The organism is Streptomyces sp. NPDC034670 (assembly GCF_055574875.1).
The window spans coordinates 47,280-70,894 of sequence record NZ_JBVITR010000027.1 but is presented as its reverse complement, the minus strand read 5'-3'; the positions used below and the strand labels follow the sequence as shown (position 1 = coordinate 70,894).

The 23,615-nt window shown below is 69.6% G+C and carries 20 protein-coding genes and 6 pseudogenes; 14 read left to right on the top strand and 12 right to left on the bottom strand.

Features of this window, described 5'->3' with window-relative positions; all coding sequences use genetic code 11:
• Positions 1–11 precede the first annotated feature (11 nt).
• From ACZ56B_RS19200 to ACZ56B_RS19190, 3 genes and pseudogenes are all read left to right on the top strand, one after another.
• Positions 12–1,370 (top strand): cytochrome P450, encoded by a 1,359-nt coding sequence (locus tag ACZ56B_RS19200; protein ID WP_468791422.1) that lies wholly within the window; start codon positions 12–14, stop codon positions 1,368–1,370.
• Positions 1,371–1,807: 437 nt separating this feature from the next.
• Positions 1,808–3,091 carry a phthiocerol/phthiodiolone dimycocerosyl transferase family protein gene (locus ACZ56B_RS19195; protein WP_468791419.1) on the top strand — a complete coding sequence of 428 codons (1,284 nt, stop codon included), beginning with the start codon at positions 1,808–1,810 and terminating at the stop codon, positions 3,089–3,091.
• A 101-nt stretch (positions 3,092–3,192) separates the two neighbouring features.
• A pseudogene (locus ACZ56B_RS19190) lies at positions 3,193–4,199 on the top strand (integrase core domain-containing protein).
• Between the two features lie 291 nt (positions 4,200–4,490).
• On the opposite strand, the gene ACZ56B_RS19185 reads toward ACZ56B_RS19190, so the two are convergent.
• From ACZ56B_RS19185 to ACZ56B_RS19175, 3 genes are read right to left on the bottom strand one after another with little or no spacing between them, the layout of a single operon-like run.
• Positions 4,491–5,117: a hypothetical protein gene (locus ACZ56B_RS19185; RefSeq protein ID WP_468791416.1), complete on the bottom strand. Its 627-nt coding sequence runs from the start codon at positions 5,115–5,117 to the stop codon at positions 4,491–4,493.
• A complete protein-coding gene (locus ACZ56B_RS19180; RefSeq protein WP_468791413.1) occupies positions 5,114–6,745 on the bottom strand; it encodes an ATP-binding protein in 1,632 nt (543 codons plus the stop codon). Before ACZ56B_RS19180 ends, ACZ56B_RS19185 begins: the two co-directional genes overlap by 4 nt.
• Positions 6,742–7,428, bottom strand: coding sequence for a response regulator transcription factor (locus tag ACZ56B_RS19175; protein WP_190204026.1), 687 nt, complete (start codon positions 7,426–7,428; stop codon positions 6,742–6,744). The genes ACZ56B_RS19180 and ACZ56B_RS19175 overlap by 4 nt, the downstream gene beginning before the upstream one ends.
• Positions 7,429–7,591: 163 nt before the next feature.
• Between ACZ56B_RS19175 and ACZ56B_RS19170 the strand changes: the two genes are divergently transcribed.
• Positions 7,592–8,494, top strand: coding sequence for a DUF3152 domain-containing protein (locus tag ACZ56B_RS19170; RefSeq protein WP_468791409.1), 903 nt, complete (start codon positions 7,592–7,594; stop codon positions 8,492–8,494).
• Between the two features lie 181 nt (positions 8,495–8,675).
• Positions 8,676–9,224: pseudogene (locus ACZ56B_RS19165) on the top strand (IS6 family transposase); the annotation flags it as partial.
• Positions 9,225–9,688: 464 nt separating this feature from the next.
• On the opposite strand, the gene ACZ56B_RS19160 reads toward ACZ56B_RS19165, so the two are convergent.
• Entirely contained in the window at positions 9,689–10,531 is an 843-nt protein-coding gene (locus ACZ56B_RS19160) for a MerR family transcriptional regulator (protein WP_468791406.1), read from the bottom strand.
• A gap of 296 nt (positions 10,532–10,827) precedes the next feature.
• Between ACZ56B_RS19160 and ACZ56B_RS19155 the strand changes: the two genes are divergently transcribed.
• Both ACZ56B_RS19155 and ACZ56B_RS19150 read left to right on the top strand, forming a co-directional pair.
• Positions 10,828–12,063: a hypothetical protein gene (locus ACZ56B_RS19155; protein WP_468791403.1), complete on the top strand. Its 1,236-nt coding sequence runs from the start codon at positions 10,828–10,830 to the stop codon at positions 12,061–12,063.
• Between the two features lie 417 nt (positions 12,064–12,480).
• Positions 12,481–12,999, top strand: a complete 519-nt coding sequence (locus ACZ56B_RS19150; protein ID WP_468791400.1) for a pyridoxamine 5'-phosphate oxidase family protein — start codon at positions 12,481–12,483, stop codon at positions 12,997–12,999.
• Here ACZ56B_RS19150 and ACZ56B_RS19145 read toward each other — a convergent pair.
• Positions 12,986–13,225, bottom strand: a complete 240-nt coding sequence (locus ACZ56B_RS19145) for a hypothetical protein (protein WP_468791397.1) — start codon at positions 13,223–13,225, stop codon at positions 12,986–12,988. The two genes, ACZ56B_RS19150 and ACZ56B_RS19145, sit on opposite strands and share 14 nt — an antisense overlap.
• A gap of 267 nt (positions 13,226–13,492) precedes the next feature.
• Here ACZ56B_RS19145 and ACZ56B_RS19140 point away from each other — a divergent pair, with 267 nt between their 5' ends.
• Positions 13,493–13,939, top strand: coding sequence for a DUF6228 family protein (locus tag ACZ56B_RS19140; protein WP_468791482.1), 447 nt, complete (start codon positions 13,493–13,495; stop codon positions 13,937–13,939).
• A 25-nt stretch (positions 13,940–13,964) separates the two neighbouring features.
• Here the strand turns inward: ACZ56B_RS19140 and ACZ56B_RS19135 are convergent.
• Positions 13,965–14,760 (bottom strand): annotated as a pseudogene (locus ACZ56B_RS19135) (IS5 family transposase).
• Positions 14,761–14,895: 135 nt separating this feature from the next.
• Positions 14,896–15,498: a TetR/AcrR family transcriptional regulator gene (locus tag ACZ56B_RS19130; protein ID WP_468791394.1), complete on the bottom strand. Its 603-nt coding sequence runs from the start codon at positions 15,496–15,498 to the stop codon at positions 14,896–14,898.
• Positions 15,499–15,605: 107 nt separating this feature from the next.
• Here ACZ56B_RS19130 and ACZ56B_RS19125 point away from each other — a divergent pair, with 107 nt between their 5' ends.
• Positions 15,606–16,541, top strand: a complete 936-nt coding sequence (locus tag ACZ56B_RS19125) for an alpha/beta fold hydrolase (protein WP_468791391.1) — start codon at positions 15,606–15,608, stop codon at positions 16,539–16,541.
• A gap of 210 nt (positions 16,542–16,751) precedes the next feature.
• Positions 16,752–17,182: pseudogene (locus ACZ56B_RS19120) on the top strand (VOC family protein).
• 69 nt (positions 17,183–17,251) lie between these two features.
• On the opposite strand, the pseudogene ACZ56B_RS19115 reads toward ACZ56B_RS19120, so the two are convergent.
• Together ACZ56B_RS19115 and ACZ56B_RS19110 are read right to left on the bottom strand one after the other, a co-directional pair.
• Positions 17,252–17,397, bottom strand: a pseudogene (locus ACZ56B_RS19115) (transposase); the annotation flags it as partial.
• Positions 17,398–17,676: 279 nt separating this feature from the next.
• Positions 17,677–18,615, bottom strand: coding sequence for an MBL fold metallo-hydrolase (locus tag ACZ56B_RS19110; RefSeq protein WP_468791479.1), 939 nt, complete (start codon positions 18,613–18,615; stop codon positions 17,677–17,679).
• 104 nt (positions 18,616–18,719) lie between these two features.
• On the opposite strand from ACZ56B_RS19110, the gene ACZ56B_RS19105 reads away from it, so the two are divergent.
• Complete coding sequence (locus tag ACZ56B_RS19105) at positions 18,720–19,721, top strand: AraC family transcriptional regulator (protein WP_468791388.1); 1,002 nt, start codon at positions 18,720–18,722, stop codon at positions 19,719–19,721.
• Between the two features lie 236 nt (positions 19,722–19,957).
• Here ACZ56B_RS19105 and ACZ56B_RS19100 read toward each other — a convergent pair whose 3' ends face one another.
• A complete protein-coding gene (locus ACZ56B_RS19100; RefSeq protein WP_468791385.1) occupies positions 19,958–20,098 on the bottom strand; it encodes a hypothetical protein in 141 nt (46 codons plus the stop codon).
• Positions 20,099–20,471: 373 nt separating this feature from the next.
• A complete protein-coding gene (locus ACZ56B_RS19095; RefSeq protein WP_468791382.1) occupies positions 20,472–20,903 on the bottom strand; it encodes a lamin tail domain-containing protein in 432 nt (143 codons plus the stop codon).
• Positions 20,904–20,951: 48 nt separating this feature from the next.
• Here ACZ56B_RS19095 and ACZ56B_RS19090 point away from each other — a divergent pair, with 48 nt between their 5' ends.
• From ACZ56B_RS19090 to ACZ56B_RS19080, 3 genes and pseudogenes are all read left to right on the top strand, one after another.
• Entirely contained in the window at positions 20,952–21,281 is a 330-nt protein-coding gene (locus ACZ56B_RS19090) for a hypothetical protein (RefSeq protein ID WP_468791379.1), read from the top strand.
• Positions 21,282–21,433: 152 nt separating this feature from the next.
• Complete coding sequence (locus ACZ56B_RS19085) at positions 21,434–21,847, top strand: hypothetical protein (protein ID WP_468791376.1); 414 nt, start codon at positions 21,434–21,436, stop codon at positions 21,845–21,847.
• Positions 21,848–21,967: 120 nt separating this feature from the next.
• A pseudogene (locus tag ACZ56B_RS19080) lies at positions 21,968–22,473 on the top strand (hypothetical protein).
• Here ACZ56B_RS19080 and ACZ56B_RS19075 read toward each other — a convergent pair.
• Positions 22,412–23,347: an IS5 family transposase gene (locus ACZ56B_RS19075; protein ID WP_468791373.1), complete on the bottom strand. Its 936-nt coding sequence runs from the start codon at positions 23,345–23,347 to the stop codon at positions 22,412–22,414. The pseudogene ACZ56B_RS19080 and the gene ACZ56B_RS19075 overlap by 62 nt on opposite strands.
• Positions 23,348–23,615 lie beyond the last annotated feature (268 nt).

Here is a 23,615-nt window from a genome sequence, read left to right as displayed (position 1 = left end):
GCGCATCCGGCATGAAGACCCAATCCGACCCGGTCAGGCGCAGTTGGCGGATCGCCAAGGCGCCGGGCAGGCTTCCGCTGGCGGGCCACGCACTGCACTTGGCGCGCCGCCCGCTGGAGTACCTCTCGTCGCTGCCCGCCCTGGGCGACCTGGTCGAGCTGCGACTGGGCACCCGGCTCACCTATCTGCCCTGCCATCCGGAACTGGTGCAGGACGTGCTGCTGAACGCGCGGGTCTACGACACCGGAGGCCCGGTGAAGGAGAAGGCCCGCCCCATCCTCGGCAACGGGCTGATCACTTCCGACTGGGCCGACCACCGCAGACAGCGGCGGATGATCCAGCCGGCCTTCCACCCCACGCGCATCGCGACGTACGCCGAGGTGATGCAGGAGGAGTGCGCGACGCACACGGAGACCTGGCGGCCGGGCCGGCCGGTCGACGTCGGTGACGCGATGCAGGCGCTGACCGCGCGGGTGACGGCACGCGCGCTGTTCTCGACGGACATGGCGCCGCACTCCGTCGCGGAGGTCCAGCGCAGCCTGCCGGTCATGGTGCGCGGCGCGTTCCGCCGGGCCCTCGATCCCACTGGTCTGATCGCCAGGCTGCCGCTGGCCGCCAACCGTGAGTTCGACGCCGCGCTCGGCCGGCTGCACAACCTCATCGACGGCATCATCAGCGACTACCGGCGCTCCGGCGAGGACCGCGGCGACCTGCTGTCCGCGCTGCTGGCCGCGCGGGACGACGAGGGCGGCGGCGCGATGACCGACCGGGAGGTCCACGACCAGGTCATGACCCTGCTGCTGGCCGGCGTGGAGACCACCGCGAGCGCCCTGACCTGGACCTGGCATCTGCTGGCGGCCCATCCCGAGGTCGAGGCGCAGTTGCACGCCGAGGTCGACGAGGTGCTGGGCGGCCGCACGCCGACGTACGCCGACGTGCCGAGGCTCGCCCACACCCAACGGATCTTCACCGAGACCCTGCGCTTGTACCCGCCGGCCTGGATGTACACCAGGGTGACCACCCAGCCCACCGAACTGGCCGGTCACCGGCTGCCGGCCGGTACGGACATCCTGATCAGCCCCTACGTCATCCACCGCATCCCGGAGTTCTTCCCGCGTCCGGAAGCCTTCGACCCGGACCGCTGGCTGCCCGAGCGCGCCAAGGACGTCACCCGTGGCTCGTATCTGCCGTTCGGGGCGGGCAGCCGCAAGTGCATCGGCGACGTCTTCGGGATGACGGAGGCGACGCTCGCGCTGGCCGCCCTCGCCTCCCGCTGGCGTCTGCGGCCCGTGCCGGGCACCACCGTCTCGCCCCGGGCCGGGATGAGCCTGACGGCCGGGCCGCTGCCGATGGTGCCCGAACCGCGTTAGCGGAAGGTGACGGGGAGCGCATGCAGGCCGCGGAGCATCAGGCTGGGGCGCCACCGCAGGTTGGCGGGGCCGGTGTCCAGGGCCAGGCTGGGGTACCGCTCCAACAGGGTGCGGAAGGCTGTTGCGCCCTGCGTACGGGCCGACGGGGCACCCGGGGCGGCCAGGACAGCTCACGATCCGCTCCGGCATCACCATCGAAGACCTGCTGTTCCCGCTGGCCGTGCTGGGCCGGGCCGCACCCGCAGCCCTCAGATTCCGGCGACGCCACCTGGCCCTGTTGCTAGACGGCCCGCGCCCCGCGACCGCCCGCTCCCTGCCCGCGCCACCGCTCGACCACGAGCGGTTCGAGGCCGTCCTGCACCGTCTCGGCGGCGCCCACCGGGAGCGGCCCGGCAGGAGAACCCCTTCGTCCACCGAGATCGGAGACCTGAAGCCCCATGACCCGTCAGCGGCCCATATCGCCCTTCGAGAGCGTCTACTTCCTGGACCTGGGAGCGGCGGGCCTTCCCCTGTACGACATGCCGGCGTTCGTGGAGTCCCTGGTACGCGGCCGGCTGGACCCGGCGCTGATGCGGGTGGCGCTCGGCCTGCTGACCGAGCGCCACCCGATCCTGCGCTCCGAGGTGGTGGCCGGTGAGGTGGGCCTGCTCCTGCGGGTCCGCGACCGGGTCGAGCCGCCGCTCACCCTGCTCGACGGCATCGAGGACACCTGTGCCGAACTGATCAACACGCGGCCCGACTGGACCGAGAGTCTGCTGCACGCCTGGCTGCTCACCGACGGCGAGCGCTCTCAGGTGGTGCTCGGCGTCCACCACGGGGTGGCCGACGGCCGTTCGGCCTTCGCCCTGCTCGACGAGTTCTGGCAGCACTACACCGCTCTGGCGGCCGGCGCGAGTCCGTCCGTCGAGCGACGCGAGGAGCTTCCCGAGGCGATCGACACTCGACTGGCCGGCGCCCTGCCGGACGCGGAGATCGATGCCGTGGTCGACGCGATCGCGCAGGGCACTGCACCCGAGACCGAGCCCGCCGTCCTGCCCACCGAGGGTGTGGGGCGCCCCGACCGGCCGGTCGCGACGCGCCGCTTCGTAGTCGACCGGCTGGAGTTCGCCGTGCAGACCACCGACGCCGTGGTGGCCGCCGCCCGAGCCCGTGGGGTGACCGTCAACAGCCTCGTCACGGGACTGGTCCTGACCGCTGTCCGCGCCCAACTTGCCCCCGAAGAGGGACCGTTGGTGATGACCTGTGGTCACGGAGTCGACCTGCGCACCCGGCTGACACCCGAACTGCCCCTGAGCACCGTGCTCAACTGCATCACCGGCCTGCAGACCACGCTGGCGGTCGGCCACGACGATCGGCCGGAGAGGGTGGGCCGGGAGGTGGCCGACCAGATCGCCGGCGCGCTGACCCGGCGCGACCCTGAGCGCTTCCTGCTGGCCGCACTCAGGGCCGGCGCCCGGGGCATCGCGGTGCCCGTCCCAGTCGTCAGCTACGGAATCTCCAACGTCGGCCGGATCCCCGCGCACCCCGTCCCCGAAGGCATGGAACTGCTCCGCTTCGGCGGGACGGCCAACGCGCCGGGCATGCCCCCCAAGATCGGCGTCGCCAGCTTCGGAGGCCGACTGCTCGTACAGAACGAGTACGACAGCTGGACCTACTCACCCGAACAGATGCGGCAGCTGCGCGAGACGCTGCGCGGTTCACTGACGGACCTGGTCCGCTGACGGCGCCCGCGCCCGCGACCCGCCTTTGGTGAGCCTGTGCCGCTCGAGAAGTCATCGGCGCAGGCGGGAGTGATGCGGTTCGGTCCTGGGACCCTGTCCGCGTGATCGTGTCTCTGCTGTACAGGGTGGTCCGGAGACTGCCGTCCGTCCCGTCGGTGCTGCCGCGCCGTGACACCGCGAAGGACGCCGAGCTGCTCGTGCCGCGGCACGAGAACGCGGTCCCGCGCCGGCAGAGTGCCGGCCCGGTCCGCCACGAGCCGGCCGACCGGTTCTGGTCTGCTGCCCTCTTCGGGCTGATACCCCGGCGACACCGGCGCGAGGTCTTCCCGGCTCCCCCCAGGCACCTTGCTCGCCCGGCACCGCAGGTTCGTCGCTGCCGAGGGGGATGACACCGCACGCCGACGCACCGGACGCCCGCCCACCCGAGGGGCGACCAAGACGCTCGTTCTGCGGCCGGCCCGGGAGAACCCGCGGTGGGGGCACCGGCGGATCCCAGGGGAGTCGGCCCGACTCGGGCACCGGATCGCTGCCTCGACGGTCCGGGAGATCCTCGACGCCGCGGGCACCGGCCCGGCGCCGCGTCGTGCCGGTCCGACCCGGCGCGAGTTCCTGGCCGCCCGGGCCGAGGGGAGCATCGCGGCAGACTCCTTCCACCTCGACACCGCGCTCGGCACGAGGCTGTACGCACTGGTGTTCCTCGAGCACGGCACGAGGCGCCTGCACATCACCGGAGTCACCGCCCAGCCTGCGTGACCGCGATGGCACGTACGGTGCGGCGTTCGACACGGTCTTCGAGGCCGAGGAACTGGAGGTGATCGTGAGTGCCCCGCGGGTTCCTCGGATGAACGCCCACTGCGAGAGGATCATCGGCAGCATCCGGCGCGAGATGCTCGACCATGTCCTGATCGTGAACGAGGCCCACGCCCGCCAGGCCCTGGCCGCCTACCGGCGGCACTGCAACGCCCACCGACCTCACCAAGCCCGGCAGCAACTACCGCCTGATGCCAAGGGACGGCCCGATGCCACAGTGCACGACCTCAACGCCCGCCGAGTGCTGCGGACCAGGATCCTCGGCGGCGTGATCAGCGAGTACCGCCGTATCGCTTGACCGGCGACGACGACTTTTCGAGCGGCACGGGTTCCAGCGCACCGGCCCCATGACCGACAGCAGGCTTTCCAGCGTCGGCCCCGCCGCGGTGCCGTCCTCCTGCCCGGCCGTCTCGTTCAGCGCCATCCGGCCCCCCACTTCGGTGCGTCACGTGACGGTGAGTGCAGAAGGCCTGACAGGAACGAGTGAGGCATGTGCCCGGAAGCGGTCGGCCGGCCTGCCACCGCGCGGTCAGGCGGGGGGCCGTGGCCGGAAGGCCGGTTCCGGTCCTGGGCGGGGGCCGTCCGGTGGTCAGCCGGAGGGCTCCCACGGGGTCGGTGCTTCCGGCTGCTCCTGCGGAGGGGACACGACGGGGCACGCGTGGTCCGACTGCGTCATCGCCCATCCGTCCCCGAACACATGGAGACTGCTGGGCGCGGCGGAACGGCGCGCGGTGTCGCCGTCGGCTTCCGCGTCGGCGCGGGGGACGGCGGTGGGGACCGGCGAAACCGCGTGGTTCACCGTGCACGTCAGCTGGAGCATGGCCCGACGGCTCAGCGGAGCCGTCGCACCGGGGAGTTTGACGAAGAGGATGCCGCCGTCGACCGCCACCCGCGGCGCGTCCGTCAGGCGGGGCAGCTCCGTGGTGGCCGCCGGGGCCTCGTTCGCGGCCGACGCCTCGAACAGCAGGCGTACGACGGCCTCGAGGTTCCCGGCGTCGTGGATCCGGTGGGGATGGGGCGTCAGCCCCCCGTCGCGCAGGAAGAAGAGGGAGATGGTGGCGGGCCTCGAGGGTGGTGTCGCACTGGGGGAGAACATGCCGCTCGCCGGCGCACCGGCCTCGATGACACCGGACGGGGGGACTCCGCACGCCGTGAGCGCGACCGCGGCCACGGCCGTGAGCCCGGACAGCAGCACTGCCGTCCGCGAGCCCCTCACCGGGCGCCCCCGTCGGTCTCGGTGTCGGTGTCGTCGCGGTGCAGCGGGAGTTCGACCGTGAACACCGCGCCGCCCCGGGGCAGGTTCGCCGCCCGGATGCGCCCCCCGTGCAGGCGCACGTTCTCCGCCGTGATGGCCAGACCCAGCCCGCTGCTCTCGCTCCTGGCCCGTGAGGTGCTCGCCTTGTAGAACCGCTCGAAGATGTGCGGCATGGCCTCCTCGGCGATCCCCGGTCCGTTGTCGGTCACCTCGATGACGGCCCACGCCATGCCCGCCCCGTCCACCCGTACCCCCATGGTCAGCCGCACGGGCGGCTCTCCGTGCCGCAGCGCGTTGCCGATCAGATTGGCCGTCACCACGTCGAGTCTGCGCGGATCGACGCGCGCGCGGAGCTCACCCGGTCCGGGCAGCCGGGTCTCCACCTGCTCCTGCCACCACCGGGAGGCGACGGTGCGCCGTACGGACTCGGCCAGGTCGACCTCGTCCCGGTTGAGTTCGGCCGCCCCCGCGTCGAAACGGGAGATCTCCATCAGGTCGTTCACCAATCCGCTCAGCCGGTTCGTTCCCTCGCTGATGAGCCGCAGTGCCTCACCGGTCTCCCCTTCTCCCTCCAGGTCCAGCACGTCGGTGACCGCCGACATCGCCGCCAGCGGCGTGCGCAGCTCGTGGGAGACGTCCGCCACGAAGCGGCGCCCCTGGGCCTCCAGGCGGCGCAGCTCCCGTACGGTCCGCTCCAGTTCGGCCGCCGTCTCGTTGAAGGACTGGGAGAGATCGGCCAGTTCGTCGGAGCCGGTGACGTCCAGCCGGACGTCGAGATGCCCCGCGGCCATCCGGCGCGTCGCCCGACGCAGCGCCCGTACGGGACGCAGTACGCCGCTCGCGGCGAGCAGCGCCAGGACGACGGCGAGGCACAAAGCCACCAGGGTGGCCCGCTCGATGCCGTGGACCATGGCCTCGATGTACCCCTCTTCGGTGGTCTGCGGGACCTCCAGGTACATCACGAGCCCGGAGAGCCTGGTCTCCGGGCCCTCGCCCGAGGTGTACGTGACGGGCATGCCGACGACGAGACGAGGACGCCCGTCGACGTTCATCCGCTGGAACACCGCGACACGCCGGTCCCGGACGGACCGGAGCATTTCGGGGCTCAGCTCGACGAAACCGGCGCTCGGCGCGTAGGCGCGGTGGCCGCCGTACGTGGCCATGATCCGCCAGCCCGACGAACGGTTCGCGTACAGCACCTGGTCCACCGCAAACTGGAGGTCCGCCTGGTTCGGGGCAATGGGGATGGAGGGCGCGACGGCGTCGACGCTCGTACGGAACCGGTTGATGACGGAGTCCTGGCTCTGCTGGAGCACCCCCGTGCGCGCCTCGCGGAAGGCGAGGGCCCCGGTGCCCAGGGAGCTGGCCATGGCCACCAGGACGAAGGACGTCAGCAGGCGGGGGCGCAGACCCCGCAGGGGGAGCGGGACGCGCGCCAGGGCCGCCCGGAGGAACCGCCGGGGGCCGGCACCCGGTACGGCGGCGGGGGGCTCTTCAGCCGTGGGGACCTCGGGTGCGGTTCTCCGCTCCCCGGCGGTCTTCCGCGTCCGTACGGTCTTCCGTGTCCGCGCGGACGTCCGGTCGCTCATGAGGTGCCGAAGCGGTAACCGAATCCGCGTACGGTCTGCACGTAACGGGGATTCCTGCCCTCGCCGAGCTTGTTGCGCAGCCGCTTCACACAGGCGTCCACGAGCCGTATGTCGCCGTGGTAGCTGTGTTCCCAGACCGCTTCCAGCAGCTGCTGGCGGCTGAACACCTGGCCGGGCGAGGCCGACAGGGTCAGCAGCAGCCGCAGTTCGGAGGGGGCGAGGGTGACGGGTTCGCCGCGGTGCGTCACCACGAGCCCGGCGCGGTCGACGACCAGCTCGCCGTGCGTCTCCGCCCGGGGACGGGTGCCGTCCGGCAGCGACGCGTCCTGTCTGCGCAGTACGGCCCGTATCCGTGCGTCGAGCACCCGGGCCTGCACGGGCTTCACCACGTAGTCGTCCGCACCGGTCTCCAGCCCCACGACCACGTCGACGTCGTCTCCCCGGGCCGTCACGATGATGATCGGCACCTGGTCGCGGTCCCTGATCCGGCGGCACACGTCCAGGCCGGACATGCCGGGCAGCATGAGATCGAGCACGACGACGTCCGGCCGGAAGGGGAGGAGCTGTTCCAGCCCTTCCTCCCCCGTTTCCACGGCGAAGACCTCATGCCCCTGATGCCGCAGACCCAGTTGGACGGCCCTGCGGACATCTAGGTCGTCTTCGACGATCAGGACCCGTGGCATTTCAGCAGTGTAAGCAGACCGGACGAGATGACCGTCCCGAGGAAGGCCCCTCTCCGACCGCCGTTACACAACGATCACACGGGCCGGGGAACGCGGGCGTCGTTATCTTTCCGTGACAGCACCGGCTCATGGAGATCATCTGGGATCACCAGATTGAGCTGCCATGTATTCGGCACGAGAGCGGCAATCCGCACCCGCCACCGGCAGCATCGCCACCGGCAGCACCGCGGCCGGTCACCGCGCCGGTCACCGACGCCGGTCCGCCCATCGCCGGGGACGGCCGCGCCGCCGGGGCCGGAGCCTGCTGATCGGCCTGCTGGTGGCCGCCGGCCTGCTGGGTCCGGCGGCGTACCTCCTGGGAGGCGGGCGGAGCGACGCGTCGAGCGGTGCGCCGCACCCGCGGAGCACGCACGTCACCCCCACTCCCACACCGTCCCCCTCCGCCTCCCCTTCCTCCTCCCCCTCTCCCTCCGCGAGCCGGACCGAGATCGACGTCCCCCCGACGGGCAGCGGTACGTTCGTCACCGCGCAGGCCAGTGGGGAGACGGTGGGCAGCGGTTCCCGCCCGGTGCGCTACATCGTGGAGGTCGAGACCGGCCTCGACATCTCGCCGTCCCAGGCGGCGAACGAGATCGCCGAGATACTCGCCGCCCCGCGGGGCTGGACCCACGACCCGGACAACGCGTTCCAGCTGGTGGGCGCGGGATCGCCGCACGACATCACGATAAAGATCGCGACACCGGCGACGGCGGACGCCCTGTGCTGGGCGGGCATCCAGCAGGACACCGGAGGCGAGTACAACTGCGAGGTTCCCGGAGGGGTGGTGGTGAACCTCAAGCGCTGGGTCAAGGGCTCGCCCAACTTCGACGGGCCGATCCATGACTACCGGGCGCTGATCATCAACCACGAGGTGGGGCACTTCCTCGGTCACTCGCACGTGACCTGCGGGGGCGCCGGGCGACTGGCCCCCGTGATGATGCAGCAGATCAAGGGCCTGCACGGCTGCGTCGCCAACGCCTGGCCCTACGACGAGAACGGTGACTTCGTCACCGGGCCGCCCGTATGACCGGCGCCGGTCCCGCAGCCGGCGCCGTGCCCGCCCAGCCCGCGCCGGGGTGCTGTCATGTTGGCCGTCCGGGTGGGATGATCCTCGGGTTGGTCGTGGTGGAGGGGAACCGCCCGTGGACAGTGCGCCGTCGTACAAGGGGCGCCGGTATCCGGTCGAGGTGATCTCGCACTGCGTGTGACTGTACTTCCGCTTCCCGCTCAGTTTCCGGGAGGTCGAGGAGCTGATGCCGGAGCACGGCATGATCGTCTCGTACGAGACCGTCCGGCGCTGGTGCCTGAAGTGCGGTCAGCAGTACGCCCACGGCCTGCGCCGCCGACGGCCTCAGCCCGGCGACAAGTGGCATCTGGACGAGGTCTTCATCAAGATCAACGGTGAGCGGAAACACCTGTGGCGGGCTGTGGGCCAGGACGGGATGGTGCTGGACGTCCTGGTGCGGAGCCGCCGGGACACGGCTGCGGCCAAGCGCTCCTTCCGCACGCTGCTGACGAAGACGGGCTGGGTGCCGCGGGTGATCGTCACGGACAAGCTCCGCTCCCACGGCGCGGCCCACCGCGAGGTCATGCCCTCGGCCGAACACCGTTCCCACAAGGGCCTGAACAACCGGGCCGAGAACAGCCACCGGCCCACCCGGCAACGCGAACGGGCGATGAAAGGCCTCCGCGGCGTGGGCGCCGCGCAGCGGTTCCTGGCCGCGTTCAGCGGCATCTCACCCCACTTCCGGCCCCCGCCGCCACCCGATGACCGGCACCCGACACCGCGCCGAGATGACCGCCCGCTTCGCTCCCTGGGAGCAGGGCACCGACGTCACCAGCCGGCCTGCCGCGGCCTGAGCCCAGGGCCGGCACCCGGCCCCACCACACCTCGACACGCCGTCAGACACCCACACACCCAACGACGTGACAACGCCCCCCGACGGCAGCACCCCCATCCAGGAACAACGCGACGCCACCAGAACAAGAAGGACCTATACCACGCACTCCGTGAAATCCGGCATGCAGTCTTGCGTCTCATCGGAGACCACTACCGCATTCCCTGCAGGCCAGACGCAACGCGCGGGACCACGAAAGGCTGCCTCAACACTCCGAGGCGCACATCTCCTGGACGATGATCACTCTCAGTTGTACGGCAGGCCGAGGTGGCGCCTCGCCGATGCTCGGTTCTTCTCGGTGTGCCGGGCCGTGGCCCGTGAGGTCATCCGGCCATGTCGGTCTCGTCGAGCTTGCAGATTGCCGCAGTGGTCTCGACGCCGTCGTCGTGCAGCAATTGGCGCATGCGGGAGACGTCGATGAAGGCGGCGTCGAGGGGATGCGCCGACAGGCGTGAGAGCGCAGTGCCGTACTTGGCCATCGAGCTTTTGCCCGGGATGAAAATCGACAGTTCGTCCCGAGCTTCGAAGAGCTGCACCTTGATGTCACCGGGCAGAGCTGCGACCGTTTTCTCGTCCGCCGTGATGGGGATCTTCACCAGCCAGCGCGGTCCCTCGGCGGTACGCCACTGCCTCTCCTGCTCCGGGGCTTCCGTGGCCCAGGTACGCCAAGGGGTCCCCGAGACAACGGCGCCGCACGACTCCACAGTCCTGACCACGTTCTGAACGGTGGCGGTGACGGCGGCATCGATTCCGGTCCAGTCGTGGGGGCTGTCCCCGATCCAGGTCCCGGGCACCAGCTTCGATGCCACGGTCATCTCGGGTACGTGGCTCAGGCGCACCGCCGGCCGCGAGTTGAAGAACTCGCGCGCGTCGCTGATCGCCTCGTCCTGGGCCTGCCGCTGGCGCTGCACCTCCGTACTGTGCTGCTGCAACAGGGCGGGCGCCGCGTCCGGCTCGTCGAGAGCACGTCGGACCAGCTTGACGCTCATCCCCGTGCCGCGCAGTGCGGTGATGAGCATGGCCTGCTCGACCTGCTCAAATGTGTACGCGCGGTAGCCGGTCCGCTCGTTGACGTCGGCCGGGACGAGCAACCCCTCAGAGTGGTAGAACCGCAGCGCCTGCGGCGACAGATGGCACATTTCGCTGAATTCGCTGATCGACAACATGACGCCAGTTTCGTCCTTACAGCAACTACAAGGTCAATCGGCGCGTCGGGGCCGGGCTCATGAGTGGCTGATGTCGTTATTGTCGAAGGTCGGGTTCAACAGAGCGATCGTGCTGGCGGCATGTGCGACATCCCGTGAGTTCCCCTGAGCTCTGCTGACTCCCTGGGCCCGTGGCCGGGGGGTTTTATCCTCCTTCGTGTGCTCTGGTGGCCTGTGACGTAACGTCGGGATTCCTGAAGCGTTCTCATCTCGTCCGACCGATCTGTAGTCGGACCGAACGCGAGTCCGGCGTCGACTTGACCAGCCCCTGGCTGACCTGGGTGAAGTACCTCGCTCACCGGTTCGCCGAGGCACGGGGCTGGGGACGCAACATCCGCTTCGCCGTCAACCGCGGCCTGGCCCTTGTCCTCACCGGGTACGTCGAGGGCGACGCCATCCGGCACAGCGAGATCTTCACCTCGCTCCGGTCCCGCCACCTCCCGGTCGGCCACGTCGTCACGTTCCTGGAGGAGAGGAGGATCTTCGAGGACGACAGCGAACCCTCCTTCGAGGGCTGGCTCGCCGAGTGTCTGCAGGGTCTCGCACCCGGCGTCCGCTCGGAGGCCGGGCGCTGGACCCGCGTCCTGCGTGACGGTGGCCCTCGCAGCCTCCCGCGACGGGAAGGCACGGTCCGGCTCTACCTCAACCGTGTCCGGCCGGCCCTGCTGGAATGGTCGGACCGCTATGACCACCTGCGGGAAGTGACCCGCGACGATGTCCGGACCTACATCAAGACACTGCACGGCCACCACCGGCGTGACCAACTCGTGGCCCTGCGCTCGCTGTTCCCCTGGGCCAAGCGGAATGGGCTGCTTTTCCGCAACCCGACCAGCCGGATCAAGGTCGGCCAGTACGAGTACGGCGTGCTCCAGCCGCTGGTCCCCGCCCAGGTCGGCCGGTCCGTCGCGGCGGCCACCACCCCGGCAACACGACTCGTCCTCGCCCTCGCCGCGGTGCACGCCGCCCGGATCGCCCAGATCGGCATGCTCATGCTCGACGACGTCGACCTCGGCAACCGACGGCTGACCATCGCCGGACGCGTCCGCCCGCTCGGCGACCTCACCCTGAAGCTGCTGCTGGACTGGCTGGAGCACCGGCGAAACCGGTGGCCGAGCACCGCGAACCTCCATCTGCTGATCAACAACCGGACCGCCACCAAGACCAGCCGCGCCAGCAACCACTGGATCAGCTCCTCGATGCGCAGCCAGGACGCGACGCTGGAGCGGCTCCGCGTCGACCGGCAGCTCGAAGAGGCCCTGACCCACGGGCCCGATCCGCTTCACCTCGCCGAGGTGTTCGGGCTCGACGAGAAGACCGCGATGCGCTACGCGGACTCCGCACGGGCACTACTGGAACAGGCAGCCGAGCACTCGGCATCGCCCTCAGGAAAAGAACTGGCCCGGATTGACACGACTTGGAGTCGGCGTCAGCAGATCCTTAGGAGAGGCGCAGGCACTCATCCCAGGCTTCAAGAAAGCTCTCGTAGGTGTTGAGGCGTTCTTGGCGCATCCAGTGACCGTGCTCGACGGCACCTTGGTCCTGTACTTGCCGCCGGACGGCTTCGGCGTTCTTCTCCGCGCCGAACCTAGCTGCCCGCGCCCCAACAACCGCTCCCAAGCCGGTTGCCCCTAACCCGATCACTGCGATGGCGAGAGGAACCACGAAATCCGTCACGACGGCACATCATGGCTGCTCAACCAGTTCAAGGGAACACCGCGTCGTGCGGCCTGACAGCAGGACCAACGGCATCACAGCTCGTCAATCAACCGCGAATACACGAACATGTCCCGGCGTTCGTCCCCCACCTGTTGCCATCCACGCAGCACCGAGCGCAACCCGCGCGGAGCAACCTCACCGCTGCTTCATCAATGACGACAGAGGGTGTCGGGTTTACGGCCGACGATGGACGTATGCGCGAAACCCCAGAAGAACTCAACAAGCTCCAGTCCCTCCTCGACTCCTCCCTCTCCGGCTCGACCGCACACCTCCGCTCGATCGTCGAGGGCCGCACCATCACGGCGGCGCAGCTCACCGGGGTCCTCACCGGCATGTGCACGCTCGCCCTCTCCACGGTGACCGCAAAGGGCGAACCGCGGATCAGCGGCGTCGACGGGCACTTCCTGCACGGCCGGTGGCACTTCGGCACGGCGCGCAACGCCGCCAAGGCCCGTCATCTCGCGGCCCGTCCGGCCGCCAGCGTCGCGCACATGCGCGGCGAGGACCTCGGCGTGTTCACCCACGGCACGGTGGAGGAGCTGAACCCCGAGGACGCCGAGACCACGGCCGACTGGCAGGAACTCCTCGCCTACTTGAAGGACTTCTACGGCGACGACGCCTTCGACTGGAACCGTGAGGTCGTCTACTACCGGCTGAACCCGCACTGGATGACCGTCTACGCCCCCGACCTCGACAAGCTCACCGGCACGTGACGCCGGGCCCGTCGACGAGGGCCTGCACCTGCGCGTACGTGGGTGCGGGGCCGGTCGACGGCGCGCCGTCGCGTACCGCCAGCGCCGTGGCGACGGCCTCGCCCAGCGCCCGCCGGTACAGCAGCGACCCGAGGCTGCCCCGCCCCCAAGCTCTCAACTCCGCTTCGCTGCGTTCGAGCAGGGGGCCGCTCGGCGTCTTGCCGGTCCAGGGGACCAGGAACGACAAGGTCGCGAGTTGGCCCCGAACCCACGGAAGCAACTCCGCAGAGCACGACGACGGACCCTTGAGTTCCCACCGAGAACCCTTCGGTTTGCGTGAACTTACGGGACTCTCGGGGGTCGAGGAACAGCGACGTCAAAACGTGCGCTAACAGCTCCTGACGGAATGACCGAGTCGAGGCCGCGCTCGGCTTCCTCCGAAGACCGGTGTCAGGCAGGAGGGAGACAAAACTCCTGTTCGCACGGGGTCTCGTGCCCGTAGGCTGCACACGTGATGGAGGAAGACGAGACCAACCCGGTTGTCCGCGTCGGAGGTGACCGGTATCGAACGATCAGCCTGCGCTTCCACCAGCTGACACGTTCCTTCCCGGAGGAGCGCGATGACCTGATGCGCGACTTCCTCGTGACAGCTCAAGGGGAGTCGGCGCGGATCGAGGTCATGGTGAGAACCTGGGACGGTGACGGCCTCGACCTCTTCCTTGCCGAACCGGCAGAGGAGTTCCGAGGAGGGAACGGCACCAGGACCTGGCGCTCTCTTGAGGATGATTTGACCCTGGCTGCCGAGCACGCAGGATCACACGTCCGGTTGACGTGGGGGCTACACGACCGTCTCCCCGACGACGAGTGGCGTTTCGAGATGACGACCATCCATGCTCCTGGAGAGGACATGCGCCGTCTTGCCATCGAGACGCGGACCTTCCTGGAGGCGGACCCGCTGTAGTGAGCGGAGGCAGTTCGTCAGTCGTCTACGGCCGGCACCGCACGCCAAGTTGTCGATAGGTGATCAAGGAGCAGGCGAGGTTGAGGAGCGCTTCGTGGATGTCGGCCCGTCGTTCCCGACGGATCCGCAGACGTCGGAAGCCGTGCAGCCAGGTAAATGTCCTCTCGACCACCCACCGGTAGGTACCCAGACCAGTGCCGTGTCGGGTACCACGTCGAGCGATCGCCGGCACGATGCCTCGATCGTGGACCTGGCACCGGTAGATGTCGTGGTCGTAGCCCCGGTCGGCGAACAGGAGTCCGGCTTGCGGCGGGGGCGGCCGACCCGACCGCGGACCGGTGGGACGGCGTTGAGCAGAGGAAGCAGCTGTGGGACGTCGTGGCGGTTGCCGCCGGTCAGCAGGACGGCGAGCGGGGTGCCGTGCCCGTCAGTGATCAGGTGGTGTTTCGAGCCGGCTCGGCCCCGGCCGACGGGCGAGGGGCCCGTGTGGATCCCCCTTTTGGGGCCCTCACGTGGGAGGAGTCGACTACGCACCGGGGCCAGTCCAGCCGCGAGGCGGCGTTGAGTTCGGCGAGCAGGACCTCGTGCAGCCGGCCCCAGACACCGGCTCTCGACCGGATCAGGAACCGCCGATGAGCGATCGACTTCGAGACGCCGAAGCACGGCGGCAACGCACGCCAGGCGCAGCCGGACACCAGGACGTAGATGATCGCGGCGAACAGCGTCTCGTCAGGGATGTCCTGTGTTCCACCGCCCTGCGACCGTACCTTCGGCGGCGGGATGAGCGGCTTCGCGATCTCCCACAACCCGTCCGGAACAATCCAACTCCACGTACCCCCGTCCCATGCCGAGTTCAACGGCACCTCACCACGTAGGACACGGTCTTAGGGTGGCACGGTCAGCAAGGCGAGAGTTCCGCGCGCGAGTCCTGGCCCCGAAGCGGCGGCGTACGTGCTTCAGGGCAGGAAGATCCGGTCCATGTGGTACTGGAGAACGGTCGTGGCGGACTCGGCGTCGCGCTGGCCCACCAGGACGCTGGTGCCGAGCCCCGCGGACATGGCCAGCAAGCCGATCGCTTCGGTGTGGGTGTCCGTGCCGGCCCGGAGCAGTCCGGCGTCCGCCGCCTGCTGCAGCAGCCCGGCGAGGGCGGTCTCGGCGGCGTCGGGGTCCTTGATGAAGGGCTGGGACGCGAGGGCCTCGTCGGTCACCGACAGCACGGCGTAGGAGGTGTAGAGGTGATGGAACAGGCGGCTCTCCTCGTCGACCGGCAGGGCTGCCGTCAGCAGCGCCTCGATCACCGCCCGCGGGCCGGGGTCGTCCCCGGCGGCGCGGACCCGGGCAGTCACCCGTTCCCCGAACCTGTCGGCCAGATGTCGCAGTCCGAAGAGGAGCAGCTTCTCCTTGGACTCGAAGTAGTACTGCACAAGCCGCAGTGAGACGCCCGCCTCGGCCGCCACGTCCCGCATACCCACAGCGTGCAGCCCTTGTCGTCCGGCGGCCCGGACAAGCGCCTGCGCAATCTCGGTGCGCCGCTCTGCATGATCTACGCGCTTGGGCATGGTCCGACTCTCCGCTCCTCGAATGGTGCCTCCGATTTTTGATGATACGGCCGTACCACGTTTGTGGTACGTTCGTATCACAAAGATCGACTGCCCAGGAGGTGGCCGTGCCCGAGCCCGCAACAGCCCGTTCCCAGCCCGATGTCGGCCGCTTTGTCAGCGACGCCTGGCGCGCGCGCTACTTCGCGGCCTGCGACGCGGTCTACGCGCTGGGCGTGCCCGCGTCCGCGGAGCGGGACGTGGAGACGTCCTTCGGGACCACGCACGTCTATCACTACGCCCCCGAGGACCCGGCCGCCCGCGAGCGCACCCCCCTTGTCCTCATCCACGGAGCCGGCTCCTGCTCCGCCATGTGGTACCCGAACACTCCCGCCCTCAGCGCCGAGCGGCCCGTCTATGCCATTGACACCCCGGGCGACCCGGGCCGCAGCGTGCAGCGCGCGCCCATCCACGAGCCCGAACGTGCCGCGCAGTGGCTGGACGAGACACTCGCCGGCCTCGGGCTCGACCGTGTGCACCTCCTCGGCTCGTCGTACGGCGGCTGGCTTGTCCTGAACCAGGCATACCGTGCGCCGGAACGCCTCGCCTCGGCCACACTGCTCGACCCCGGGGGCCTGGAGAAGGTGGGACTGCGCTTCTTCGTGTGGATCTTCGCCAGCCTGTTCGCCACCTTCGCCCCCAAGGCGCTGCGGCCACAACTCGCGGCCTGGCTGGAACAACCCGTCCTCGTCGTCCCGGAACTGCGCACCATGATCCGCACCGGCGTCCGCGCATACCGCATCCGCCGGCCCGTGCCGCAACCCCTCACCGACGCCGAACTGGGAGCCATCCGCACGCCGTTGTACCTGCTGCTCGGCAGGCGCAGCCTCTTGGTGCACCCCGACCGGCAGGTCGAACGCGTGCCCCGGCTGATCCCCGGCGCAAGGGCCGAAATCATCTCCCGGACCGGCCATGGCCCGCAGATCGACCACGCGGAGCTGACCAACCGGAAGATGCTCGACTTCATGAACGCCGTCGACCTCGGCCTGCCGACATCGCGCTAGCACTGCAACTGATCTTGGCCTGAAGGTGGTTGGTCAGGGCTGGATCCTGAGGACCACCGGGGCGCTCCGCCGCCACGGTCGCGTCGTTCTCCTGGACTGTTCGATTTGATCACTTGGTGTCCGAGGCGGCCCAGGACGCGACGGGTGGCGGACGGATCCGCCTGGGGAAATGAGGGGCAGGATCCCCCTGGTGCGCGGTACGGTGCGCCGATGTCAGAGATCAAGAAGTTCCAAGTCACCTCTGACTGCGCAGAACCTGAGCGCCTCGCTCGCTCCTGGTGTGAAGTGTTGGGGTACGTCATGCCGCCCCCTGAGGGGTTCACCACCCGGACGATTTCAACCGCACCCTGCCTCCTGAGAAGCAGGGATCATGGTTCGCCCGCAGTGATCCCTCAGGCGTGGGACCGCGCCTGTACTCCCAGCACGTCCCTGAAGGCAAGATCGTCAAGAATCGGGTGCATCTCGATGTCCGGGCCGGCACCGGGCTCGTGGGGGACGAGCGCCTCGCCGCGCCCGAAGCCGAGTGTGCCCGACCGGCCGCGCTCGGTGCGACCCACGTGCAAACGCTGTATGCCGATGAGGAAAACGAGTCGTGCGTCCCGATGCTGGACATCGAGGGCAACGAGTTCTGTATCGATTGAACATCCCCCGAGCCGGGGAGGCGGGAAGCCACCTCCCTCGGGCCTCTCTGGTCTCGTACGGGGCGGGGGTTACCCCGCGAGGGCGAGGTTGTGCAGCCGGGCGATGCCGAGCACGGCGGTGTGAACGCCGTCGCCTTTCAGACGGCAGTCGCGAAGAATCTTCCTGCCTTCATCCGCGCGAAGACGTGCTCGACGCGGGCCCGGACCTTGCGGTGGCGGGACCAGGGCGTCGTCCACGATCAGCACGGCGTCCTTGCGAACCTTCCGCGGAGCTGGGCGTGGAATGGGCCTGACGCCGTCACCGTCCGGCTGCTGAGCCAGATGCTCTGTCGATGAGGCGTCAGAAAGTATGGAGCTGGCGCAGCGCCTTGAGGATGGTGTTCATGGTCGTGCGCTCAGCCGGTGGGCTCCCGGGCTGACGCAGGTGGCGATGGTCGCGCCGTCTGCCGAGGGCTTCGGAGGACGGTGGGGTGGTGAGCGGGTGAGGTCACGGCTCACTCGAAGGCGGACGCACTCTTCTTCCGGCTGGCTGTTGCCCATGGGCCGAGGGCGAACCTGTCACTGTCCCGTCGTACTTCCAGAGCCCCTGCGCCACCGAAGTGCGCGGGAACGAGCAACTCCCTTTCGTCAGCCGCCCGCCCGAGAATCCGACGGCGGCTGGCCACCGCTTGTTCCGGGGCCAGGCAGGCGCTGCTGTTGCAGCAGGGGTGCAGGATCTGCACCGGGCTGTGCAGCAGATCTCCGACGAAGACTGCCCGGTCGCTGCCGGATGCGAGTCGCAGCACGGATGAGCCGGGAGTGTGACCGGGTGCGGACTCCAGAGTGAGATGTTCGTCGATGCGGTGGAGGCCGTCCCACAGCACGGCCTGTCCGGCCTGGTGGATGGGCGTGATGCTGTCTTCGTAGATCAGGCGGTCGGCCTGTTGTGCGCCGTTCCCGTACGCGTTGTCCGGACCGTAGTGGAAGTCGTCGGCGGCCGGAATGAGGTACTGGGCATGGGGGAACGCCGGTATCCACTGCCCGTCCGCGTCGACGGTGTTCCAGCCGACGTGGTCGACGTGGAGGTGGGTGTTGACGACAACGTCGACATCCTGCGGGCGGACACCGGCTCTCGCCAGGAGGCCGAGGAAATCACTTTGGGCGTGGTGGAACTTTCCCATGCCCGGTCGCTCGCGCCCGTTCCCCGCTCCGGTGTCGACCAGGACGGTCCGGCCCGCGCTGCGCAGCACCCAGCTCTGCAAAGCAAGCACCGTCAAGTCGCCGTTCGGCTCCCAGTGGTCCGGTGCCAGCCAGTCCTCGTTGTCCTTCCACACCCCGGCGGCAGCTCCCGGGAACATGCCGGAGGTGGGCAGGAACGGCTCGTGCCACTCGACGACCCGGATGACCTCGACGTCTCCCAGCACCATGCTCTGCACACTCTCGTTCTCGTTCATCACGTGATCGAGGTTAAGGAAGGTCGAACGATCGTCTCGATATGTCTCCAGCTCAAAAAAATACGAATGCATCTCATCCTTCATACGGGACATATCTTGGATGGATGGATGTGGTGAGCGATGCGATCTCTGCCGTGCACCTCGGGCACCCCTGGTTCCATCGGCTGCGGACAAGCAGGAGCTGGTGCGCGCGACTGGACCCGTATGACGGCGCGGGCTTCTACGTCGTCCTCAAGGGCCACTGCTGGCTACTGACCGACGGTGGCGCCCCCGTACCTCTCGGCGTGGGTGACGCGGTGCTGCTGCCCCACGGCACAGGCCATGTGATCGCCGATTTCCCGGTCGATGCGGCGGTCGCGAAGAAGAAAGCGGTGCCGTTCGAGCAATGGCTTGTGGAGACAGAGCCGCGAACCCAGTCCGATCGCTACGAGACGGAGATGCTCTGCGGCAAATACTGGCTCGACTGCAGCCGCATGCACCCACTCATGACAGAGCTGCCTGAGGTCGTCCACCTTCCCAGCCGAGTAGGCAGCCACCTCGAGCTCCGTGCCGCCATCGATCTGCTCGCCGGTGAGCTGGACGAGATCCGACCCGGCTCCTGCGTGGCGCTCCCGAGCCTGCTCGACCTCCTCCTCGTCTACATGATCCGCGCCTGGATGACCGAGGCCCCCAGCGGAGCCTGGCCCCGCGTACTGGGCGATCCGGTGGCAGCGGCCGCTCTGCGGGCGCTGCATTCGGACCCGGCCGCGCCGTGGAGCAATGACCGTCTGGCGGCGGAGGTGGGCGTCTCCCGTCCCACCCTGGCGCGCCGGTTCACCACCCTGGTCGGCCGCCCTCCGATGGCGTACCTCACCTGGTGGCGCGTGATCCGCGCCGCCACCCTGCTCCGCGACACCCCAGACACCCTGGCCACCATCGCCGGCCGAGTCGGCTACGGCAGCCCGTACGCGCTCTCACACGCCTTCCGACGGGAGTTCGGCACCACACCAGGGCGGTACCGAGCGCAGGCCGCGAGACGATCCGCTGACGTCGAAACGAGGTTCCCCCGAGATGCGGGGAGTGGTGACAACAGGTCGGACAGGACTCACGGGGAGGAGCCCTGCTGACGCCTGCCCCGAGGAAGTACCCACTGGAGTCGCGTGAGCGTGCGGTGCGGATGTATCGCGCCGCGGAGCCGAAGCCCGTGATCCGCCGCATGGCTGAAGAACTTGGTGTGCAGGATCCCCTGGACAACGGCCCAGGAAGGCTCGCCAGTAACTCCCGCATCGGCGATACGGCGGGCTGTGCGCGCCATCTGTCGCGGACCGCAGCGCGAACGGTGCATGGATCGAACACTGCCTCTTCACCGGTAGGTCCGCGAGACGAGGAACGCCACACCGGTCAGCGCGGGCATGACCAAGTTCTCCAGCGCCGGCTGAAAGCCGAACCGCACCTTCCGGGACGGCACCCGGCTGTGCATCCAGTCCAGCCAGGCCTCCGGCACCCCCGGCACCCCCGGCACCAAGATCCACCGCTGAGCCACCCGGCCCGGCAGCAGCGGCCCGGATGAGCACGCTCCGGCCAGAGGATCCGGCACCGGCCGCTCCGGCCCCGGCGGACCCCGACAGGACTGCCGCGGATCTCGCCGCCGGGACGCCCGCGAGTTGAGGATCCTCTCCGGACCGGCAACGGCTCCGCCCCCGGGTAGGGAACCTCACCCGCACCACCGGCTCCCGCCCGCTCGGTGGCCGCTTGCCCATGACCGGCGGCGCGTCGCCCCCTTCCAGATGAGGGCGGCGCGCCGTGGTGCGGTCGGTCAGAGGGTGTGCCGGCGGCCGGGTCCCGGCCGCCGGCGTCCCCCTCGTCGGGTGGGGGTGTCAGCGGCGGCCGCCGCGGTGGCGGCCCCAGGAGTAGTCGTCGACGAAGCGGCCGCGGTCGTTGCGCAGGGCGGCGGTGCCGGAGCGGTTGTCCCACACGTAGCGGCGCCGGCCCTGGAACAGGTCGGTGCGGGTGTCGCGGCCGACGCCGGTGTGGATGCGGACCGTGGCGCGGCCGTTCAGGCGGTAGTGGTCGAAGGTGTAGCGGTGGTCGTCCTCGTCCCGCAGCGTCCAGCCGTCCAGGTCGACCGCGCGGCGGGAGTGGTCGGTGATCTCCACCCACTCGCGGTTCGGGAAGCGGTGGGAGCAGTCGTCGCGGCCCGGGGAGCCGTACTGCACCTCGGTGATCTCCACGGCCGGGCGCTGCGGGCGGTGATGGACTTCGGCACAGATTCTCCCTGCAGGATGCGGTGCGGGTGCCGAAATCCCCATCCATAGCCGTTGAACTGCGTGCTCCCGTGAGTGACCAACGTTCGCCGGATGGGCGTGTCAGGCTGCTGGACCGTGCTGCTGCGACTGTCCTACCTCGCCGTGTCGAGCGTGTTCGCCTTCATGCGGCTGCTTCCGACGAGCGACGTGGACAAGGGCCTCGAGATATTGACGCCGCACCACCGGTCGGCCGTCCTGCAGCGGCAGATCGACAGGCCGCGCGTCACCGCGGCGGACCGTGCCTTCCTTGCCGCGCTCCTGCACCGGCTCCCCAGGCCCAGGCTGCGGCAGCTGCACCTGATCGTCTCGCCGGACACGATCCTGAGGTGGCACCGCGATCTCAGAGGGCGGTTCGTAAGGCAATGTCCGGCTCGTCGCTAGGCTCGGGTGGGAGGTGCTGTTCGGTCCTCCGTGCCGGAGGAGAGCAGGAGGCGGCCCACCAGGGCTTCATCAGCAACCTCAGTGTCGTCGCCGGTTCCCCGGCTGAGCTGCACCCTTGACCTCAACCTTGGTTGAGGCTCAACACTCGGCGCATGGAGATCACAAAGAGCAGCACCATTCTCTTCCGCAACACCATGCGCATCACGGACGGTCACCTCGACGGCTTCCGGCGCGCCATCGCGCAGGCGGTGGCATTCGCTCAAGAGCACGGCCCTCAGCTCATGGTCGAGGTCTTCATCGACGAGGAGCGGATGCTGGCGCACAGCTTCCAGCTCTACCGCGACTCCGATGCCGTCCGCGCCCACTGGCGGCTCTCGGATCCGTACATCCGCGAGGTGATGGAGCACTGCACCGTGCAGCACTTCGAGATATTCGGTGCACCGGACCATGACATCGTGGCGGCCCTCAAGACCCCCGGTGGCGAATCCTTCCCCTTCGTCGTCTCGCCGCGCCTCGCCGGCTTCAACCGTCTTGAGACACCCGGCTTGGGTGAACTGCACCCTTAGAGGTCGTTCTCTTTCCGGACCTCATGTGCGGTTTCTGCTGGTCAGGCATGGGATCGCGGTTGTCGCGGGAGCCTGGGCCCGTGGCTGGCGGAGATGTCGTGGGGGTGGCGGATGCCGTCGATGCGGGCGGTTCTGGAGACGCGGCGGAAGGCCGCGGCGGTGCGGGTGGAGGAACTCGAAGCCGAGCTGGAGCGGGTGCGGGCGGCTCTGGCGGAGGCGGAAGAGACGCTCCGGCGCCGGGTGATCGACCTGGAGCAGTATCTGGAGGCGCCGGCCGAGGCGGATGCACCCGCCGTGGCCGTCGTGTCGCAACGGAAGCCGGTGGGACCGCGCCCTGGCGGTGCCCCACCGCCAAGGCGCGGCCGGCATCGAGGTGCTGTCGGTGGACTACCAGGCGTTGAGGGCCGCCGCCGGGGAGGCGGGAGGAGACGGGCTCGGTGCCCGGCGGGCGGCGGTGGTGCTGGGCTGGGACAGCGCGTCCGCCTCCCGCGTCGAAGGGGCACGGGCCCGGCTGAAGCGGCTGGTGGAACACGGCCGGGCTGGTCGAGGACAAGCCCGGCCGCTTCACGCTGCCCACGCCGGGGCAGGACGCTGCTGGGGGCGGGCGGCCAGGCGGCGGCTCATGAGCATGGTCATCGACCACCGGACGACGGCCTCGCTGGTGTCGGTGCGGCGTTCGTCGTCGCGGACCAGACGCCGGCTGCGCAGGAGCCAGGCGAAGGACCGTTCGACCACCCGGCGGCGGGGCAGCACCTGAAAACCCTGGACGTCGTCGCTGCGGCGGACGATGTCCAGCACGACCCCGAGGTGCCGGTCGGTCCAGTCGGTGAGGTGGCCGGTGTCACCGCCGTCGGCCCAGATCCGTGCCGGCCGCCGGAAGTGGCTCTTCGCTGCGGGCAGCAGCAGGCGGGCGGCGTCCCGGTCGGTGGTGGAGGCCGGCGTGACCAGCACCGCGAGCAGCAGGCCGAGGGTGTCGGTGAGCAGGTGCCGCTTGCGCCCGTTGATCTTCTTCCCGGCGTCGAAACCCCGCATAGCGTGGGCGACGGTAGGGTCCGCCTTCACCGACTGCGAGTCCACCACGCCCGCGCTCGGTTCCTCCCTGCGGCCCTCCGAGCGGCGGACGGCCTCGCCCAGCCGGTCGTGCAGCTCGGCCACCAGCCCCGCATCCCGCCAGCGGGCGAAGAAGGCACATACCCGCGGCCAGGGCGGGAAGTCGCACGGCATCGCCCGCCACTTGATGCCGTGGTCGACGAGGTGGCGCACCGCGTCGATCATCTGCCGGTGGCAGCAGCCCTCCGGCCGGCCGCCCCGGCCCGCCAGCCATCCCGGCACCGGCAGCAGGTCCCGCACCAGGGCCCACTCCGCATCGCTCAGGTCCGAGCCGTACCGCCGCACCCGGCCGGGCCGGTCACCCGCGTTCCCGAACCGATGGGCGAGGCAGTCACACCCAGGAGTGGACGGACCGGACCCGGCGACCACGACCACGCAACACTTCGGCATCAGGGCCTCTTGTCACTCGCTGGACTCGACAACCGCGAGCTACCAAGAGGCCCTTCCTTCATGCCCCACCAGCCGCCAAGTCACCCGATGCAGGGCCCCGTTCGAAGCTGACCGAGCACGCGAGCGGATGGAGAACAGCCAGTGAGCACCGGCCCGGAACCCGGCCCCCCACGCCCCGACGCGCCGCCAGAGACCCACGCACCCAATAATGTGACAGCGCCCCTCAGAGGTACCTACGGCCGGTCCACTTGGCGGGAGCCGGCACCGT

Coding starts and splice junctions, on each gene's coding strand:
- ACZ56B_RS19105 (WP_468791388.1), top strand. CDS start 18,720: ATGGATGTGGTGAGCGATGCGATCTCTGCCGTGCACCTCGGGCACCCC.
- ACZ56B_RS19090 (WP_468791379.1), top strand. CDS start 20,952: ATGGGCGTGTCAGGCTGCTGGACCGTGCTGCTGCGACTGTCCTACCTC.
- ACZ56B_RS19180 (WP_468791413.1), bottom strand. CDS start 6,745: ATGAGCGACCGGACGTCCGCGCGGACACGGAAGACCGTACGGACGCGG.
- ACZ56B_RS19095 (WP_468791382.1), bottom strand. CDS start 20,903: ATGGGGATTTCGGCACCCGCACCGCATCCTGCAGGGAGAATCTGTGCC.
- ACZ56B_RS19075 (WP_468791373.1), bottom strand. CDS start 23,347: ATGCCGAAGTGTTGCGTGGTCGTGGTCGCCGGGTCCGGTCCGTCCACT.
- ACZ56B_RS19175 (WP_190204026.1), bottom strand. CDS start 7,428: ATGCCACGGGTCCTGATCGTCGAAGACGACCTAGATGTCCGCAGGGCC.
- ACZ56B_RS19195 (WP_468791419.1), top strand. CDS start 1,808: ATGACCCGTCAGCGGCCCATATCGCCCTTCGAGAGCGTCTACTTCCTG.
- ACZ56B_RS19130 (WP_468791394.1), bottom strand. CDS start 15,498: ATGCCCAAGCGCGTAGATCATGCAGAGCGGCGCACCGAGATTGCGCAG.
- ACZ56B_RS19085 (WP_468791376.1), top strand. CDS start 21,434: ATGGAGATCACAAAGAGCAGCACCATTCTCTTCCGCAACACCATGCGC.
- ACZ56B_RS19200 (WP_468791422.1), top strand. CDS start 12: ATGAAGACCCAATCCGACCCGGTCAGGCGCAGTTGGCGGATCGCCAAG.
- ACZ56B_RS19170 (WP_468791409.1), top strand. CDS start 7,592: ATGTATTCGGCACGAGAGCGGCAATCCGCACCCGCCACCGGCAGCATC.
- ACZ56B_RS19110 (WP_468791479.1), bottom strand. CDS start 18,615: ATGAACGAGAACGAGAGTGTGCAGAGCATGGTGCTGGGAGACGTCGAG.
- ACZ56B_RS19140 (WP_468791482.1), top strand. CDS start 13,493: ATGGAGGAAGACGAGACCAACCCGGTTGTCCGCGTCGGAGGTGACCGG.
- ACZ56B_RS19160 (WP_468791406.1), bottom strand. CDS start 10,531: ATGTTGTCGATCAGCGAATTCAGCGAAATGTGCCATCTGTCGCCGCAG.
- ACZ56B_RS19150 (WP_468791400.1), top strand. CDS start 12,481: ATGCGCGAAACCCCAGAAGAACTCAACAAGCTCCAGTCCCTCCTCGAC.